This window comes from Thioalkalivibrio sp. HK1, assembly GCA_000583135.1.
GTDB lineage: Bacteria > Pseudomonadota > Gammaproteobacteria > HK1 > HK1 > HK1.
In genome coordinates, this window is record JFBG01000032.1 from 1 (window position 1) to 16,184 (window position 16,184).

The following is a 16,184-nucleotide window of genomic DNA, read 5'->3' on the forward strand; positions in this document are numbered from 1 at the left end:
GTATGAGCCGAAGTTCAAGATCGAAAATCTGGGTGTCATTCGCGAAGGCGAGTTCACTCAAAAGCCCTTGACTATTTTTTGTGGCCCGAATAACAGTGGCAAGACATGGGTAATGTACTCCCTCTATTATTGGTCGAAAATGCTGAGTGATCCAGACTTTCGTTGCTCTCAATACTACCGCATAAGTAATGGTCACTCTGTTAAACCGACCAATTTCAAGGATATTGTGAATAGCGGACTGGCCGGTGTTTTTAATGTTAAAGAGGCGATGTTGGAGGGATCCAGAGTCGATTTAGTCGGCTCGGTCAAATCGCTGAAAGTCTTGTTGGACGAAAAGCGAAAGACTCGAAACGTTATTTTGATGCCTGTGGAACGCAGTAGTCTGTATCCGTTTTACCGTAACATCGGAAATCGTTCGACGACATTACCACATCATGTAGCGGAAGGTATATATAGTCCCAGTGAATCGTTGCGCGATACGATGCGCTCGTACTACGCCCAGCCGATCGCCGACTATATCGATTGGTTGAGTGAAATACCGGAGATCATGCGTGAAGGTAGAGGAGGGTTTCATAAATGCGCCGATGTACTCAGAAAGCGTCTTCTTCGAGGCACTTTCAGTATCAATAGAAGAACCGGCGATATCACATTCAAATCCCACCAAGCGAAGTGCGAAGGTCATAAGGTCCGACCCGTGAATCTGCATATTGCATCGGCAACGGTCAAAAGCCTGTTCGGGCTATGGTTTTATCTCGAATATCAAGCCCAAAAAGGCGATCTGTTGATGATCGAAGAGCCGGAAATCAATCTTCATCCGGCAAACCAAGTTGAAATGGCTCGCCTTCTGGCAAGACTGATCAATGCCGGATTGCGGTTGGTTATCAGTACCCATAGCGACTACATCGTCCGAGAACTGAATTCTCTCATCATGCTGAACCAACAAGGATCTAGCGGTATGCGGAAGCAATATCGCTACAAAGAAGAAGAGGTTCTCGATCCCGAAAAAGTCAGCGCCTATCAATTCGACGATCAGGTCATCGAACCGATGGAGATTTTCATGGAGGATGGTATTTACGCTATCACATTCGATAAGGTGATAGCAATGCAAGAAAAATCTAACGATGATATCTATTATACAATGAAAGAGCGCAGAGATGGATATTGATATTATCAGGATGATTGAGAAGGCGATCGATTATCGATATCGTTTGGAAAGAAACGCTCGTAGTTGGCTGCTGAACGAGTTTGATAAGCGAATCGAATTCCGGGTTCCCAGCAGCAATTCAATTGCTTTCTCATTAGACAGCGAGAGGGAAAAGCCTTTTTCCTTCTTCAGTAAATCACCGCCTTTACACTGGGCAAAGATATGCGATGCCTTTTTAGCTTGTGCTCACGAGGGTATCGTATATTTTTTCATTATAGAAATTAAATCCTCTTATGAGAATGAATGTGAGAAGCAGCTCATCAATGGCAAGTTATTTTGTGATTGGCTGTTGGCTTTATGTCGGGAGCACAACTATCCGAATGCTGAATTTTCGACCGCTTCCATGTTGGTATGGGAGCCGCGTGAACGAAAAACGACTCGTAAGGTCACGAGCGGCCACACTAGCCCCGATAGCCTTGGCATACAACAGCATGGCATTGTAGAAAAACAGGGGACGAACCATTTCCCCATTCGATTCGATGTCAGTAATCAAAGAAAAATAGACATCGGAGAGTTGATCTCTCGTATGAACCGCCGCCCCCGGCGGTAGCCAACCAATGGGCAGCGTGTCTTTCGAGTGACGGAGATGCCGACGACAAGAATCGATAGATGATTTTGACCATACGGACACTCGATGTGCCGCGAAGGATTGAAAATCGCTACGAAATGCCATTTCTAATTAATGCCACTAAGATGGCTATTAAGCGGATATAGGATAGCTCTCCCCAACAAAAATAAGGAGACACCATAATGATCGACCCTCGCCCGTTCGATAGTCTGGGAGCCTTCAAAACCAACTGGCTCGATGCCAAGCATCATTTCAGTTTCGGCCATTACACGGATCCCGAGCGCATGGGGGTGGGTGCCCTGCGTGTTTGGAACGATGACACCATCGAGCCCGGAACCGGCTTCGATCCGCACCCGCACCGTGATATGGAGATCATCACTTATGTTCGAAAAGGGGCGATCACTCACCAAGATGCTCTGGGCAACGAGGGACGCACCCAAGCCGGAGATGTACAGGTGATGTCCGCAGGTACCGGTATCGTTCATGCCGAATACAACCGGGAAAGCGAGCGGACGCAGATCTTCCAGATCTGGATCACCCCGGATTCAACGGATTATGAGCCTCGTTGGGATACCAGATCCTTTCCCAAGGGCGACCGGGCCGGAGAGTTGGTCGTGCTGGCATCGGGTCGCTCCCAAGACGAGGGTGCGCTGAAGATCAACCAAAACGCCGCCGTCTTGGGCGCCACTTTGGTATCCGGCCAAAGCGTCACCCACCGACTCGATAAGGATCGCAAGGCCTACCTCGTCCCGGCGATGGGTCAGGTGACGGTCAACGGCATCGCCATCAACGCGCGCGACGGCGTTGCGATCTTCGATGAGTCCGAGATCGTCATCACCGCAACCGAGACCGCCGAGATCGTCTTGGTCGATGTTCCCTAAGACCCTTCACGGCACGCTCCTCCATCGACACCGAAGCTAGATGAGCCCCGTAGGGAAGACAGCGAGGCGCGCTCACCCTTCATTTTCGCGGTGAGTCGGCGGTCAACGGTGTCGCCATCAATGTGCGAGATGGTGTTGCAATCCATGATGAACCCTAAATCGTCGTCCCCGTGACCGAGACTGCCGAGGTCGTTATGGTCGATGCCCCTGAAGATTCCGCTCGGATCCTTGGCGCCCCTTATTAGGAGTCAGGCGAGCCATTCGAGGGACGACGGAGCGCGCACGCTTGGAAAAGATCGCCGCATCTATCCCGGCTACATCCACAAATCGTTGCTGTCAAGATGACCCAATATCCGCCAGACTAAAAAGCGGTAAGGCGCTTTTGGGCGCGAGGTCACGACAAGAACGAAGGGAGGGTGAGTGACCAGAGCGAACCAGTTGAAGGCGTTTTTGAAGCCATCTAGAAGAGGACGAAGATCGCCCCCTCTCTGTGGCGATGCAGGTGGCAGCCATCGATCAAGCCAAGACTCGTCGGGGTTTGCCATCGCCGAGTGGGGGCGGGGAGATGAGGCTTTCGATCAGGCGCCCGCACGATGATATTGGCGGTCATCTACCCGAAGGTGCACGGGCTCCGCAGAGATGGTGCTCGAAATGCCTTGGCGAGCCAACACAATCGGGCGATCAAGGGGCAGCGGCAACCATCGAAGGCTCTCTCCCGCCGCAACTCTGCTGATGGGTGTACCGGGCACCGGAAAAAATGATGACGACATCAGTGTTCGCTGGCGAACTCGGCCTGCCGCTCACTCAAAGTGCATTTGGGCAGTCTGATCACCAAGTACATGGGCTAGACCGCGGTCAAACTACGGAAAGTCTTCGATTTGACCGGCCGCCCTCAATGCGTATATCTTGTCGATGAGTTTGATGCCATCGTCTCGCAGCGCGGATTCGTCGACGATATCGGTGAAGTTCAAAGCACCCTGAACAGTTTCCAGCAAATGATCGAGCAAGATGACCCGCAAAGCCTGATCATGATCGCGATCAACCACCCTGAAATCCTTGGCCCAGTGCTCTTTCTCCGCTTCGACAACGTTCTGTACTACAATCTACCTAGCGAAGCCAGCATCATAACGATCCTCAAATCTAGCATCGGAAAGATGGTCGCCAACGGCATATCATGGAAGCGCCTCGCCACCTTGGCTACGCCGAAGAGCCCTGCATATCGGAAGAGGCCTTGAAGGAAGCCCTGATCGACAATCGTCAGAGCCTCACGGAGGCTGATATTCGCCGAATGCAGGAAGAAAGGTAGAGAATCTCGAATCGAATCGCCCATCTACAAGGGGAAAGCGATTGATCTTTGGTAGGCATGAAGTAGAGTAGGGGCCAAGTGGGTATCTTAATGCAGTCCAAGATCGTCCCCCTCAATGCCATTTCCTTCTGGATAAATAAAATGAGAGCATATCGAGGGTGATTTTAAAATGCAATTTATCAAAGATGGTCCTGATATTCCAGAGCGATTGTTGCAGGCGCATGAAGAAGGTGGTGTCGTGTTTTTTTGTGGTGCCGGCATCTCCCGTTCGGCGGGATTGCCGGATTTTGAGGGTTTAGTGAAAAAGCTATTTGAGAGCGTTGGTGTTGATCCTAACAATAATAAAGAACAAAGAGAAGCTATAAAGGCACGTCAGTATGATACTGCCATTGGACTTCTGGAAAAATTTCGCAATGATCGTAAGATGGTGCGAAAAAAACTAGCAAGTATTTTGAAACTAAATTCCGATATCAAAAATTCCACTGAAATTCATGAGGCACTACTGATGTTGAGTAGAGATCGTAAATATCTTGATAATAGTGACGGACGTATGCGTTTGGTTACTACCAATTATGACCGTTTATTTGAAGAAATAATTACCAAGAAATATCCGTCAATGGAAAGATTTAGAGCTCCACTCTTACCTATTCCAAAGAAAAGTCAATGGAATGGGTTGGTTTATCTGCACGGATTATTAGAGGAGAATCCAACATCTACTGATTTGGAACGTCTAGTAATTTCAAGCGGCGATTTCGGCTTGGCATATCTCACTGAACGTTGGGCGGCTCGCTTTGTGAGTGAGCTACTTCATAACTACATAGTTTGTTTTGTCGGATATAGTATCAACGATCCTATGCTGCGTTACATGATGGATGCACTTGCTGCCGATCGCTTACTCGGAGAAGTGCCCCTTGATATGTTCGCTTTTGGAGATTACTCGAAAGGTAAGTATGATGATGTTGCCGAGCAATGGAAGGCAAAAAATGTCATACCTATTCTGTATCGTAAATATAAAAATCATTTCTATTTACGCAAGACACTATGTAATTGGGCTGATACATATCGCAATGGAGTGCGCGGTAAGGAGCAAATAGTTGTTGAGCTTGCTCGTTCGCGTCCTTCAAATAGTACATTAGAAGATGATTTCGTTGGACGTATGCTGTGGGCTCTGAGTGATTCTAGAGGCATACCTGCTAGAAAATTTACTGATTTTAGTCCATCCCCGTCTTTAGATTGGTTAAGTGTTTTGAGCGAAAACCGTTATCATAATGCCGACTTATACCGTTTTGAAATTTTCCCAAAATCAGATACCGACAAAAATATCACTTTCAGCATGATTCGAAGACCGCCGCCTTATTTCTTGGCGCCGCTGATGAGTATTGCAGATGATGGCGCCAAAAGAAGTGAATGGGATAATATAATGTGGCAGCTGGGGTGCTGGTTAGTCAATCACATTGATAATCCGAAGTTGTTGCTTTGGCTTGCCAAACAGGGCGGTCAATTACATGATAATTTTATTAGATTAATAAAAGACGAGATGGATAAATCTGCTGATATGAATCATGATAGCGAGACACCAAGGCAGATGTCATCTTCTGGATATGATGGCAAGAAAACCCTCAGTCCTGCAATGCGAATTTTTTGGAATTTGATGATTGCTGGCCGTGTTAGATCCAGAGAAAATAGCACGGGAATAGACAAACATCACATGTATCATTGGTGTGAGCGATTCAAGAGAAATGGACTTACTTCAGATATGCGTCTGAAGCTTCGGGAGTATCTGACGCCATGTGTATTTCTGCACGAACCGATTTATCGATCAATCGAAGGTAACGATGAATCAAAAGATATCAGACACTCGATTGGTTGGATGATCGTACTATCGGTGGACCATGTTCATCGGGACATAAAAAATCTATTCAATAACGAGCAATGGATCGATCGCTTACCGGAACTCCTATCCGATTTTACCAGCTTGCTCCAAGATACACTTGATCTCATGCACGAACTTGGAGTTGAGGATGAACAGGATGAAAAATCTCATATTCATCAGCCTTCCATAAGCAAGCATTCTCAGAATAGGAAATTTCACGATTGGACAGTACTAATTGACTTGGCTCGAGATGCATGGGTTGAGGTCGCAGAGGAATCATGTAAACGAGCGATTATTGAGGCAGAGCTTTGGTGGAGTATGCCATATCCATTGTTCCGTAGGCTCGCTCTTTTCGCAGCAGCGCAAGAGACTAAAGATAATCGACCAGTGATACCTGATCGTATTGCTCTGGAGTGGCTCTTGGCGGATTCATGTCGGTGGCTTTGGTCTGGGATAGCCAAACGAGAAGTCATACGATTACTTGTGGTTCTTGCGAAAAGACTTGATAAGGGTATGTTGGCGGAATTGGAGCAGGCTATTCTTGACGGACCGCCATCTAATATTTCCAAGAGCGATATTAAATTTGATGATGATAATTTTATTGTGGATAAGAAGGTGTGGCTGCGATTAGCAAAAATTGATGAATCAATTGATGTTTTGAGTGAGGTTGCCAAAAAACGACTAAATTCTTTATCTTCCCAATATCCAGATTGGAAATTGGAAAAAGATCAGCGTGATGAATTTCTTTTTTGGGCTGATGATATCAAGCGTGTTCCAACCAAAGATTTAGATCAACGAGACGATTGGTCTCAAATCTGCCGAGATGATTTTGAGATGGCTACCGATGTTTTGTGTGCATTGGCAAAGAAAAAGGATTGGCCATCTGGCCGTTGGCAGGAGGCACTTCGTGTTTGGTCGGAGGACGAATTTACTCAAAAATCATGGAGTAAGTTAGCTCCGATTTTGATCGATATGCCGAGAAGTAAGTTGCAATGTGTCGCTAATGAATTAACTCGGTGGATATTGTCAATTGCCAAGACATTTGAATACTATGAAGATAATTTTTTTACTATTATAAATATGATTCTTGAATCGGACTATGAAGATTACACTGGTAGCGAAGATTCTTTTACTCGCGCTATCAATCATCCTGTAGGGATCATAACCGAGGCGTTAATTTTTTGGTGGCATCGGATGACGCTTAAGGACGATCAAGGATTCCCTGAAAAAATAGAAAATATATTTACTAAACTGTGCGATAGAGAAATTAAGAGATATTGCTATGGTCGAATAATATTGGCCGCTTACTCTGTCATGCTATATCGAGTAGATTCAAAATGGACGGAATCACATTTACTGTCATTATTTAGCTGGAGTAAATGTCAAGAGGAGGCTCGATTGATTTGGGGAGGTTTTTTATGGACACCTCGATTATACCTACCTTTGATGGATCGCCTCAAGAAAGATTTTCTTGAGGCTCTGAATCATCTTTCTAAACTGAGTAGAGTGGAGCGCGTGCAATATGTCGCATTTCTTATTTTTGTCATCATTAATTTAGATGATAAATTTATTAATGATAAAGCAAAGGGATTTGTCGGTGAATTGCCATCAGATATTGTTCCTGTGGTTTTTGACGAGTTATTAAGGATGCTTGAAGGTTCTGATAATCGACGAGCGGAATTTTGGGCTAATCGAATTACCCCATGTATAAAAACGATCTTACCAATCGAACATGATAGAATTTCATCAGTAATGATCAACAATATAAGCATTTTTTGTATCCATTCGAAAGAACAATTTCCGAATGCGATCAGTCTTCTTCGTGATCGAATGAGAGCCATTGAAGACATTGGTTATCCAATTTTTGAACTTGATCAATCTGATATATGTATAAATTATCCAATGGATGCGTTAAATTTTTTGGATTGTATTATTGGTAAAAATACGAGAGATTTACCGCTAAGCAAACTTAGGTGTTGTCTTGATGCAATCATCGAGTCTAATGGTGATCTTGTAAACGATATTAGATATAAAAAATTGAATAGTTATCTAATAGAATCTGGAGAAAGATAAATATTGAGAAAGCCATTCTGTTTGATTTTTCTATGGAAATACAAATAAGTTGATAAGCCATAAATAAGAAACGTTTGATTCGAGAATTCTTTCTATGTATATTTTTATTTGATTTAATCTATGATTCTCCAGAACCTTTATACTTCCAACCATCATTGATGATGGACTGGCTAATGGAGGATGAGATGAAAATCGAAATACGGCCGGAGATGCTGCGGTGGGCGCGGGAGCGGGCTGGGTTGGGCTTGGATGAGGTTGTCTCCAAGTTTGCCGGCTATGCTGAGTGGGAGGGTGGGGATGTTCTTCCGACGCTGATGCAGTTGGAGGGAGTTGCACAAAAGATGAACACCCCGGTCGGTTATTTCTTTTTGGATGCTCCGCCGGATGAGCCTTTGCCTATTCCCGATCTTCGTACGTTGCGCGATCGGGCGTCTCGTCGTCCTGGTCCGGATTTGCTGGAGACGATTTATCTTTGTCTGCGTCGTCAGGATTGGTATCGGGATTATTGTCTTTTCGAGGGCTATGAGCCGCTTTCGTTGGTTGGTTCGGCAAGGCTTGGGCAATCGGTCGAGCAGGTTGCGGCGTCGATGAGGGAAGCCTTCGGCTTTGGCTTGGAGGCTCGATCTCGATGTGGAACGTGGCGGGATGCGCTGGATCGGCTCTTGGCGGATATCGATGATGCCGGGATTATGGTGATGCGTAGCGGGGTGGTCTTCGGTAATGGTGAGCGTGAGTTGAAGGTCGGGGAGTTTCGGGGTTTTGTGCTTGCCGATGAGATGGCGCCGCTCGTTTTTATCAACGGTGGCGATGCGAGGTCGGCGCAGATGTTGACGCTGGCTCATGGGTTGGCGCATTTATGGCTGGGTGAATCGGCGTTGTTCACGGCGCATATCGATGGTGGCGAAGAGGAGCGAGTCGAGCGATGGTGTAATGAGGTGGCGGCGGAGATGTTGCTTCCTCTCGATGCTTTGCGTGCCGATATTGATCCCGGCGAGCCGGTCGATGATGCGGTTGCAAGGCTGGTTCGTCGATTCAAGGTCGGTCCGTTGGTTGTCCTTCGGCGATTGTTCGATCTTGGATTTCTTGATCGGTCCGATCTTTATGGTCGATACGATGCCGAGGTCGAAGGTGTGGCGATTTCGGGTAGCGGGGAATCGAGTGATGGACTCGAGTCATCTCAAATCGCCGGGTTGAGTCGGCGGTTCGGGTGGGCTTTGATCGGGGATACCTTGGAAGGCCGGACCTTGTATCGGGATGCTTTGCGTTTGGCGGGCTTGAAGAGGGTTTTGACCCTCCATGAGATCGGTCGTCGTTTGGGGTTTTCGATTTGATGACTTCGTGTTGCAGGTGCCGATCGTTGTCATAGCCGGCATCGGGTTTGCTTGGCTCACCCGAGACCAAGTTCCGCCACGATGCCGGTGAAGATGGCCGCCCCCGCCCAGTGGTTGTTGCGGAAGGCGCGAAAGCAGGCTCGGGGTTCTCGGTTTCGGATCAGCCATTGTTGGTAGGAGAAAAGGGCGATCGTGGCGACAAGGCCTGCTTTGTAGAAGCCTTTGAAGTCTTCGAATTGGCCGACGAGGGCGAGGATTGCGATGGTCGTGATTTGGCACGAGGCGATGAAGGCGCGGTCGTGTTGTCCGCAGAGGATGGCGGTGGATTTGATGCCGATTTTGAGATCGTCCTGCCGGTCGACCATTGCGTAGATGGTGTCGTAGGCAACGGCCCAGATGGCCACGGCGGTGAAGATCAGCCATGCCAATCGGGGTACTTCGTCGGTCAGGGCCGCAAATGCCATCGGCACTCCCCAAGCGAAGGCGAGTCCCAAGTAGAGTTGGGGCAGGGATGTCCATCGCTTCATGAAGGGATAGCTGGCGGTGAGAAGGATCCCGCCGATGGAGTAGAGCCAGGTCAGGGGGTTGAGCATCGATACCAAGGCGAGGGCGATCAGCCCCAGGAAAGTGAAGAGCGCCAAGGCTTCGGCGCTGCCGATTTCTCCGCTGGCCAAGGGTCGGTTGCGGGTGCGCTCGACGTGGGGGTCGAGTCTTCGATCCGCGAAATCGTTGATGACGCAGCCGGCGGAGCGCATGACGAAAACGCCGATCACGAAGATGATCACGATCGTGGGCTGCGGGTGGCCGTCGCCTGCAATCCAAAGCGCCCAGAGGGTCGGCCAGAGCAAGAGCAAGGTGCCGATGGGTTGGTGAGCCCGCATCAGCCGAAGGTAGATCGGGATGCGTTTGGTCCAAGGCCTCGGGCTGCGCTTTGTGTGGAAGTGGTTCATATTTCTTGGCGCCGGTTTCGACTTGGCCTTAGGCCCGTGGTTCTCGCCACTTGCGGGATCGGGCGGTACGAGAGATTGCCCCCGCCAGCCCCCAAGGGAGCAAGCGGGCAGGCATCGAGCGAGGATGAATCGTCGCCCGCCCGATCGAGATCCGCACGCTGTTCGTTGCCGAAGAGATCGTCAGACACATCCGCAGCACAACCCTCAAACTCGCCCGTAGACCGCATCTTCGGCCTTGACCCAGCGGCGGATGATTGCCGCGCTTCGATCAAGGGGATGGCGGGTGAGCAGTTCGGATCCGGCGCGGGCGACTGCGGGTAACAGGGCTCGGTCTCGAAGGTGATCGGCGATGCGCATTCGTGCGATTCCGGTTTGGCGGGTTCCCAAGACCTCTCCCGGGCCGCGGATTTCGAGGTCCTTTTGGGCGATCTCGAAGCCGTCGTTGGTTGCGCGCAATACGCCCAAGCGTTGACGCGCGGTGTCGGTCAGGGGGCGGTCGTACATCATGACGCAAACGCTGTGTTTGCTGCCTCGCCCCACTCGTCCGCGCAACTGATGGAGCTGGGCGAGACCCAAACGGTCGGCATTGTCGATGATCATCAGCGATGCCTCGGGCACATCGACCCCGACCTCGATCACCGTGGTGGCCACGAGCACGTTGTACCGGGCCTCTTTGAAGGCCCGCATCGCGGCATCCTTGTCCGCCGCCTTCATCCGCCCGTGCACCAAGCCGATATTCAAATCGGGAAGGGCCTGCCGCAGATCGCGAGCGGTATCTTCGGCCGCTTGGCATTCCAAGGCCTCGGATTCCTCGATCACGGTGCAAACCCAATAGGCTTGCCCGCCCGCCCGACACGCAATCTCGATGCGCTCGACGACGTTCGGGCGTTTGGTCGATGGCATCACCGCGGTATTCACCGGTGTGCGTCCCGGCGGCAGTTCGTTCAAGGTAGACATATCGAGATCCGCCCAAGCGGTCATGGCGAGGGTGCGGGGGATCGGGGTGGCGGTCATCAGCAGTTGATGGGGATGCATCCCCTCTCGCTCCCCCTTGTCGCGCAATGCCAAACGCTGATCCACGCCGAAACGATGTTGTTCGTCGATGATCGCAAGGCCCAGCCGGGAAAACTCGATTTGCGATTGAAAGAGGGCATGGGTGCCAATCGCCAGCACCGGCTCTTTGTCTTTCGCCAGCCGTTCCATCGTCGAACGCCGTTCTTTGCCGCCGGTCTTTCCCGATAGCCAAAGCACCTCCATGCCCAGCGGCGAAAGCCAAGCATCGAGGGTATGCCAGTGCTGCTCGGCCAGGAGCTCGGTGGGAGCCATGAGGGCGCATTGCCATCCGCTGTCCAAGGCCAATACCGCGGCATAAGCGGCTACCACCGTCTTCCCCGCCCCCACATCGCCTTGTAAGAGTCGGTGCATCGGGCGGCCAAGACGCAGATCCTTTCGAATCTCCTTGATGACTCGGCTTTGAGCGGCGGTGGGGGAGAAGGGCAGGGATGCGATGAAGCGCTCGGCAAGGCTCGGCGGCGAGGCGGCTTTTTTCGATCCCGAACCGTGTTCCTCGGCTCCGGCCTCGATCCCGGTTCCGGACTTGCGCCCGCGCGGGCGTTTGGCGCCGGTCAATTTCGGCGCTTTGCGATCGTCGAGGCGTCGGCGCAGCATGCGAAGCGCAAGGTGATTGGCCAGTAATTCCTCGAAGGCAAGACGTCGACGATAGAGATTGTCCGGGGAGATCAGGGCCTCGACATCGGCCTCGGGCGGCGGTCGGTGCATCGCTTGCAAGGAGGGCAGGAGACCGGGGAGTCGATTGTCCTGCACGATATCCTCGGGCAGCAGTTCCATCGCCTTCGAAAGAGCGGAGTGAGCGTTCACTTTATCCAACGCCCCGAGGATCAACCTTTGCAAGGGGCGATCTTTGAGTCCCGCCAGCGTCGGGTAGATCGGGGTCAGATAGGGATCGAGCGGGGGTGATTGACCGGTCTCGACGATCCCGAAATTCGGATTCGACATCGCCGGTCTGCCGCCCAAGCCGCTGCGCACCGATCCGTAGCACCACAGCCTTCGACCCATCTGAATCCGTTTGGTCAGCCAAGGCTTGCTGTTGAACCATTGCAGTTCGATCTGACCGCTTTCATCGCGCAGGACCACGGTCATCGGACGACGTCCGAGTGCAAGTGTAAGTTTGGTGATGTGTCCGCAGATCAGGACATCGTCGCCCGGCTTCGAAGAAGCGATGGGGCTGATGCGGGTGCGATCTTCGTAGCGAAGCGGAAGGTGGAAAAGGAGATCGACGATGGTCTCGATCCCTTCCGCGCGCAGTTTCTCGACATTTGCGGCCTTGATGCCGGGGAGCGATTCGATCGGCGGCGGTTCGAAAAGCGGTTCGAGGGACGATTCGAGAGGCGATGCGACCGGCGGATTCATGGTGCACTGCATGTCGGCACATCCCTCGAACGAGGCGAAAGGCGGATAACGAGCGCTTATTTTGGGGCCGAAGAGTTTTCCATCGAAGAGCGCCATCGAAGGCTAGTGTCGAAAAAGCGCAAGCCCTTCGATATCCGCAAGATCACAACCCCTTGACGAGGATTCCCTCGATCTCGACCTCGACATCCAAGGGCAAAGAGGCCACGCCGATCGCCGCCCGGGCCGGGTAGGGGGAAGTGAAATACTCGGCCATCACCTCGTTGACGAGGGGAAAGATCGACAGGTCTTTTAAATAGACATTGAGTTTGACCACATCGTCGAGGCTTCCTCCTGCGGCTTGGGCGACGGCCGAGAGGTTTCGCAGCACCTGATGGATTTGCTCTTTGGGATCGTCGGAGACGACTTTCATGGACTGAGGGTGCAAAGGGATTTGACCGGAGAGGTAGACGGTATCGCCGGCTCGAATCGCTTGGGAATAAGCGCCGATCGCCCCCGGCGCATCGGGGGTGACAATCGCTGTTCTGGGCATGAGGGATCTCCTTGGCGGGGGGTTGCGAACGGATGATCGAAGCGACGAATCGAGGAGCGTCGCCCCGATGGCGGCTTTTTATATGCGGGTGATTCGAGATACGTCGTTGATGCTCCGGATGCGATGGATGATTTTCTCGAGGTGGGTGCGATCTCGCACCTCCAACAAGAAGCTCAAGGTGGAGTTTAATCCGTCGCGCCCTTTGAAATCGATATTGTCGATATTGGAGTTCATATCCGCGATGACGGTGGCGACGGTTGCCAGCACCCCGGCGCGGTTGGCCATGTCCACCCGGATCTCGACCGGAAAATCACCCTCGACCCCGGGCTCCCACGCCACTTCCACCCAGCGTTCGGGTTGGTCGGAGTGCTCGGTGGCATTGCGGCAATTCATGGTATGGATCGTAAGTCCGCGGCCGGCGCTCAAAATGCCGATCACCGCATCGCCGGGGATCGGACGGCAGCAGCGCCCGAGATCGACCGCCATCCCCTCGGAGCCGCGAATATATAAAGGAGCGATTTCGCGCGAAAGAACGGTGGCTCTTTCATGCTCCACGGTGATCGCTTGTGCGGATTCGTTGTCGGCGAGCAAACGTCGTGCGACCAAAGGAGCGATATGTTCCCCGATCCCGATCGCCTTGTGCAGATCCTCTAGACCATCGAGACGAAATTCCTTGAGCAGGGAATCGAGCGGCTCGGGCGGGATATCATCGAATCTTATGGATTCCGCCGCCAAGGCCCGTTCCAGCAGTTGTTTGCCGATCGCTTTTGCCTCTTCGCCTTGCAGATTCTTCAAATAGCTGCGGATCGCGGAGCGGGCTTTGCCGGTGGTGGCGAAATCCAACCATGAGGCATTGGGTCGCCCCCAGTCGGCTTTGATGATCTCGATGGTATCCCCGGTGAACAGTTGTCTTTGCAAGGAGACATAGCGCCCGTCCAGTTTGGCGCCGATGCAATGATTCCCGATATCGGTATGGATGGAATAGGCATAGTCGATGACCGTCGCTCCTCGAGGGAGTACCACGGTTTCGCCGTCGGGGGTGAAGATATAGATTTCCTTGGGAAAGAGATCCTCTTTGACGCTTTCCAGGAATTCCATCGAATCCCCGGCATGGCTTTGCATCTCCAATAAATCTTTCACCCACTTTCGGATACGCCTTTGCGCCGCATTCGTTCCCGGTTTTCCGGTTTTATAAATCCAGTGGGCGGCGATCCCCGCTTCGGCCACCCGATTCATCTCTTTGGTACGGATCTGAATCTCTATCGGCTCGTCGAGAGGGCCGAATAAAACGGTATGCAAGGATTGATAGCCGTTGGCTTTGGGGATGGCGATGAAGTCCTTGAATTTTCCCGGTACCGGTTTATAAAGGCGATGCACCACGCCCAAGGCTCGATAGCAGTCGTCCGGGAGTTCGACGATGATTTTGAAACCGTAGCCATAGCGAATTTTTTCCAAGGAGATGCGTTTGGCGCGCATCTTGCGATAAAGGTCGTAGATATGTCGTTCTCGTCTTTCGATATGCGCTTTGATAATGAATCCCCGGCGTAGTTGTCGACCGATTTCCTTTTCGACTTTTTGCAATACCCGCTTATGGTTGCCCTGCAATTTTTTGACATGGGAGGCGATGATGCGGTGGCGCCAAGGATGGAGCGCTCGAAAGCAAAGATCCTCGAGTTCCATCCAGATCCCGCGCAACCCCAAGCGATTGGCGATCGGAGCGTAGATATCCAAGGTCTCTCGGGCGATCCGGCGCTGTTTTTCGATCGGCAGCGGATCGATGGTGCGCATATTGTGCAGGCGATCCGTGAGTTTGATCAGGATGACGCGGATATCGCGAGACATCGCCATCAATATCTTGCGAAAGTTTTCCGCCTGCGCCAAGGCGCGGTTCTCGCGCGAAAGGTGGGTGAGCTTGCTGACCCCGTCCACGAGTTCGGCCACCTCGTTGCCGAACTCCGCCAAGATCTGATCCTTGGCGGTGGGGGTGTCCTCGATCACGTCATGCAAGATGGCGGCGACGACGGTCTCATGATCGAGACGCATCTTCGCCAAGATGGTGGCGACCTCGATGGGATGAACGATATAGTCTTCGCCCGACGCTCTTTGCTGGCCTTTATGGGCGCGCTCACCGAAACGGATGGCGCGCCGTATTTCCTCCACCTGTGCCGGGCTGAGGTATTTCCCGGCCAAGTTGCACAATTCTCTGGAGGAAAACACTCCTGTCGGGTACCTAAAACTCTAAATATCCGTCCCTACCGCGTCGGGCTCGGGGGCATGGAAAGCGCTTTTTCGAAAGCCCGAGCCCGAAGGTCATCCGATGCTTTCGATAGGGATGACGACATCGGCCCGCAAAGGGCGAGGAGGTGGGGCGAAGTGAGGGATCAAGCATGATTTCGATGCGTCGTTTGAACGATCGGTCAATCTTCATCGGGTGCCGGCGACATCGTTTTATGCGGCGACAATATCGGCGAGGGGGTCGGCAAGACCGCCATGTCGTCGATGTATTCGTCGTCCTCGTCCTCGTCCATGCTCTTTCTCGGGACGGATCCGGGGGCGGGAATTCCCTCGGTCAGCGACATCGTCTCCGAGGGTCTGCGCGGCTCTTCCAAGATGGTTTTATCCACCTTGCCGTCGGCGATTTCGCGCAGAGCGATCACCGCCGGTTTGTCTTTCTCCACGGGGACGAGCGGCTCGCTGCCGAGAGAGATCAGGCGGGTGCGACGGGCCGCCACCAATACCAGATCGAATCGATTGGGAATCTTTTCGATGCAATCTTCAACGGTCACTCTGGCCATGCCGATACTCCGAGGGATGTTCCGGTGGATGATGATGGGTATTCGACGAGCGGGCGAACGATAGCCCCAGGCTCGTTTTGTTTGGGTCAAGCGCATGACGAAGTGTACTTCAATCGCGCATTGCGCTCCACGGATTTGCACTTGACGTTCGTTTTTTCGATGATCGCTTTTCGAGGCCCGCCCATCGAATCTCGCCCTTCGATCTTCGGGAAAAAGCGAGAAGCGTCAAGCGAAAAAAGGGGGG

10 protein-coding genes and 1 pseudogene are annotated in these 16,184 nt (G+C 51.9%); 6 read left to right on the plus strand and 5 right to left on the minus strand.

From position 1 onward, the window contains the following. The 6 genes and pseudogenes from BF99_RS22465 to BF99_RS0109535 all read left to right on the plus strand — a co-directional run. On the plus strand, positions 1 to 1,165 hold a 1,165-nt coding region (locus BF99_RS22465), incomplete at its 5' end, for an AAA family ATPase (protein WP_081759195.1). Continuing rightward, positions 1,155 to 1,754 (plus strand): hypothetical protein, encoded by a 600-nt coding sequence (locus tag BF99_RS0109500; protein WP_025770673.1) that lies wholly within the window; start codon positions 1,155 to 1,157, stop codon positions 1,752 to 1,754. The genes BF99_RS22465 and BF99_RS0109500, both read left to right, overlap by 11 nt. A 200-nt stretch (positions 1,755 to 1,954) precedes the next feature. Next, positions 1,955 to 2,653: a pirin family protein gene (locus BF99_RS0109510; RefSeq protein WP_025770674.1), complete on the plus strand. Its 699-nt coding sequence runs from the start codon at positions 1,955 to 1,957 to the stop codon at positions 2,651 to 2,653. 866 nt (positions 2,654 to 3,519) lie between these two features. Continuing rightward, positions 3,520 to 3,888: pseudogene (locus tag BF99_RS22470) on the plus strand (AAA family ATPase); the annotation flags it as partial. 240 nt (positions 3,889 to 4,128) lie between these two features. Then, entirely contained in the window at positions 4,129 to 7,905 is a 3,777-nt protein-coding gene (locus tag BF99_RS0109530; RefSeq protein ID WP_025770677.1) for an SIR2 family protein, read from the plus strand. A gap of 185 nt (positions 7,906 to 8,090) precedes the next feature. After that, on the plus strand, positions 8,091 to 9,236 hold the full coding sequence (locus BF99_RS0109535; RefSeq protein ID WP_025770678.1) for an ImmA/IrrE family metallo-endopeptidase: 1,146 nt from the start codon (positions 8,091 to 8,093) through the stop codon (positions 9,234 to 9,236). 56 nt (positions 9,237 to 9,292) lie between these two features. On the opposite strand, the gene ubiA is transcribed toward BF99_RS0109535, so the two are convergent. The 5 genes from ubiA to rpoZ all read right to left on the minus strand — a co-directional run bounded on the left by ubiA (position 9,293) and on the right by rpoZ (position 15,940). Next, positions 9,293 to 10,186, minus strand: a complete 894-nt coding sequence (ubiA, locus tag BF99_RS0109540) for a 4-hydroxybenzoate octaprenyltransferase (RefSeq protein WP_025770679.1) — start codon at positions 10,184 to 10,186, stop codon at positions 9,293 to 9,295. Between the two features lie 204 nt (positions 10,187 to 10,390). After that, the gene (recG, locus tag BF99_RS0109545) at positions 10,391 to 12,712 is read right to left on the minus strand and encodes an ATP-dependent DNA helicase RecG (RefSeq protein WP_025770680.1); all 2,322 of its coding nucleotides are present in this window, start codon (positions 12,710 to 12,712) and stop codon (positions 10,391 to 10,393) included. Between the two features lie 46 nt (positions 12,713 to 12,758). After that, positions 12,759 to 13,145, minus strand: coding sequence for a RidA family protein (locus tag BF99_RS0109550; protein ID WP_025770681.1), 387 nt, complete (start codon positions 13,143 to 13,145; stop codon positions 12,759 to 12,761). Between the two features lie 78 nt (positions 13,146 to 13,223). Next, positions 13,224 to 15,335: a RelA/SpoT family protein gene (locus tag BF99_RS0109555; RefSeq protein ID WP_231471356.1), complete on the minus strand. Its 2,112-nt coding sequence runs from the start codon at positions 15,333 to 15,335 to the stop codon at positions 13,224 to 13,226. A 227-nt stretch (positions 15,336 to 15,562) separates the two neighbouring features. After that, a complete protein-coding gene (gene rpoZ, locus BF99_RS23935) occupies positions 15,563 to 15,940 on the minus strand; it encodes a DNA-directed RNA polymerase subunit omega (protein ID WP_025770683.1) in 378 nt (125 codons plus the stop codon). Positions 15,941 to 16,184 lie beyond the last annotated feature (244 nt).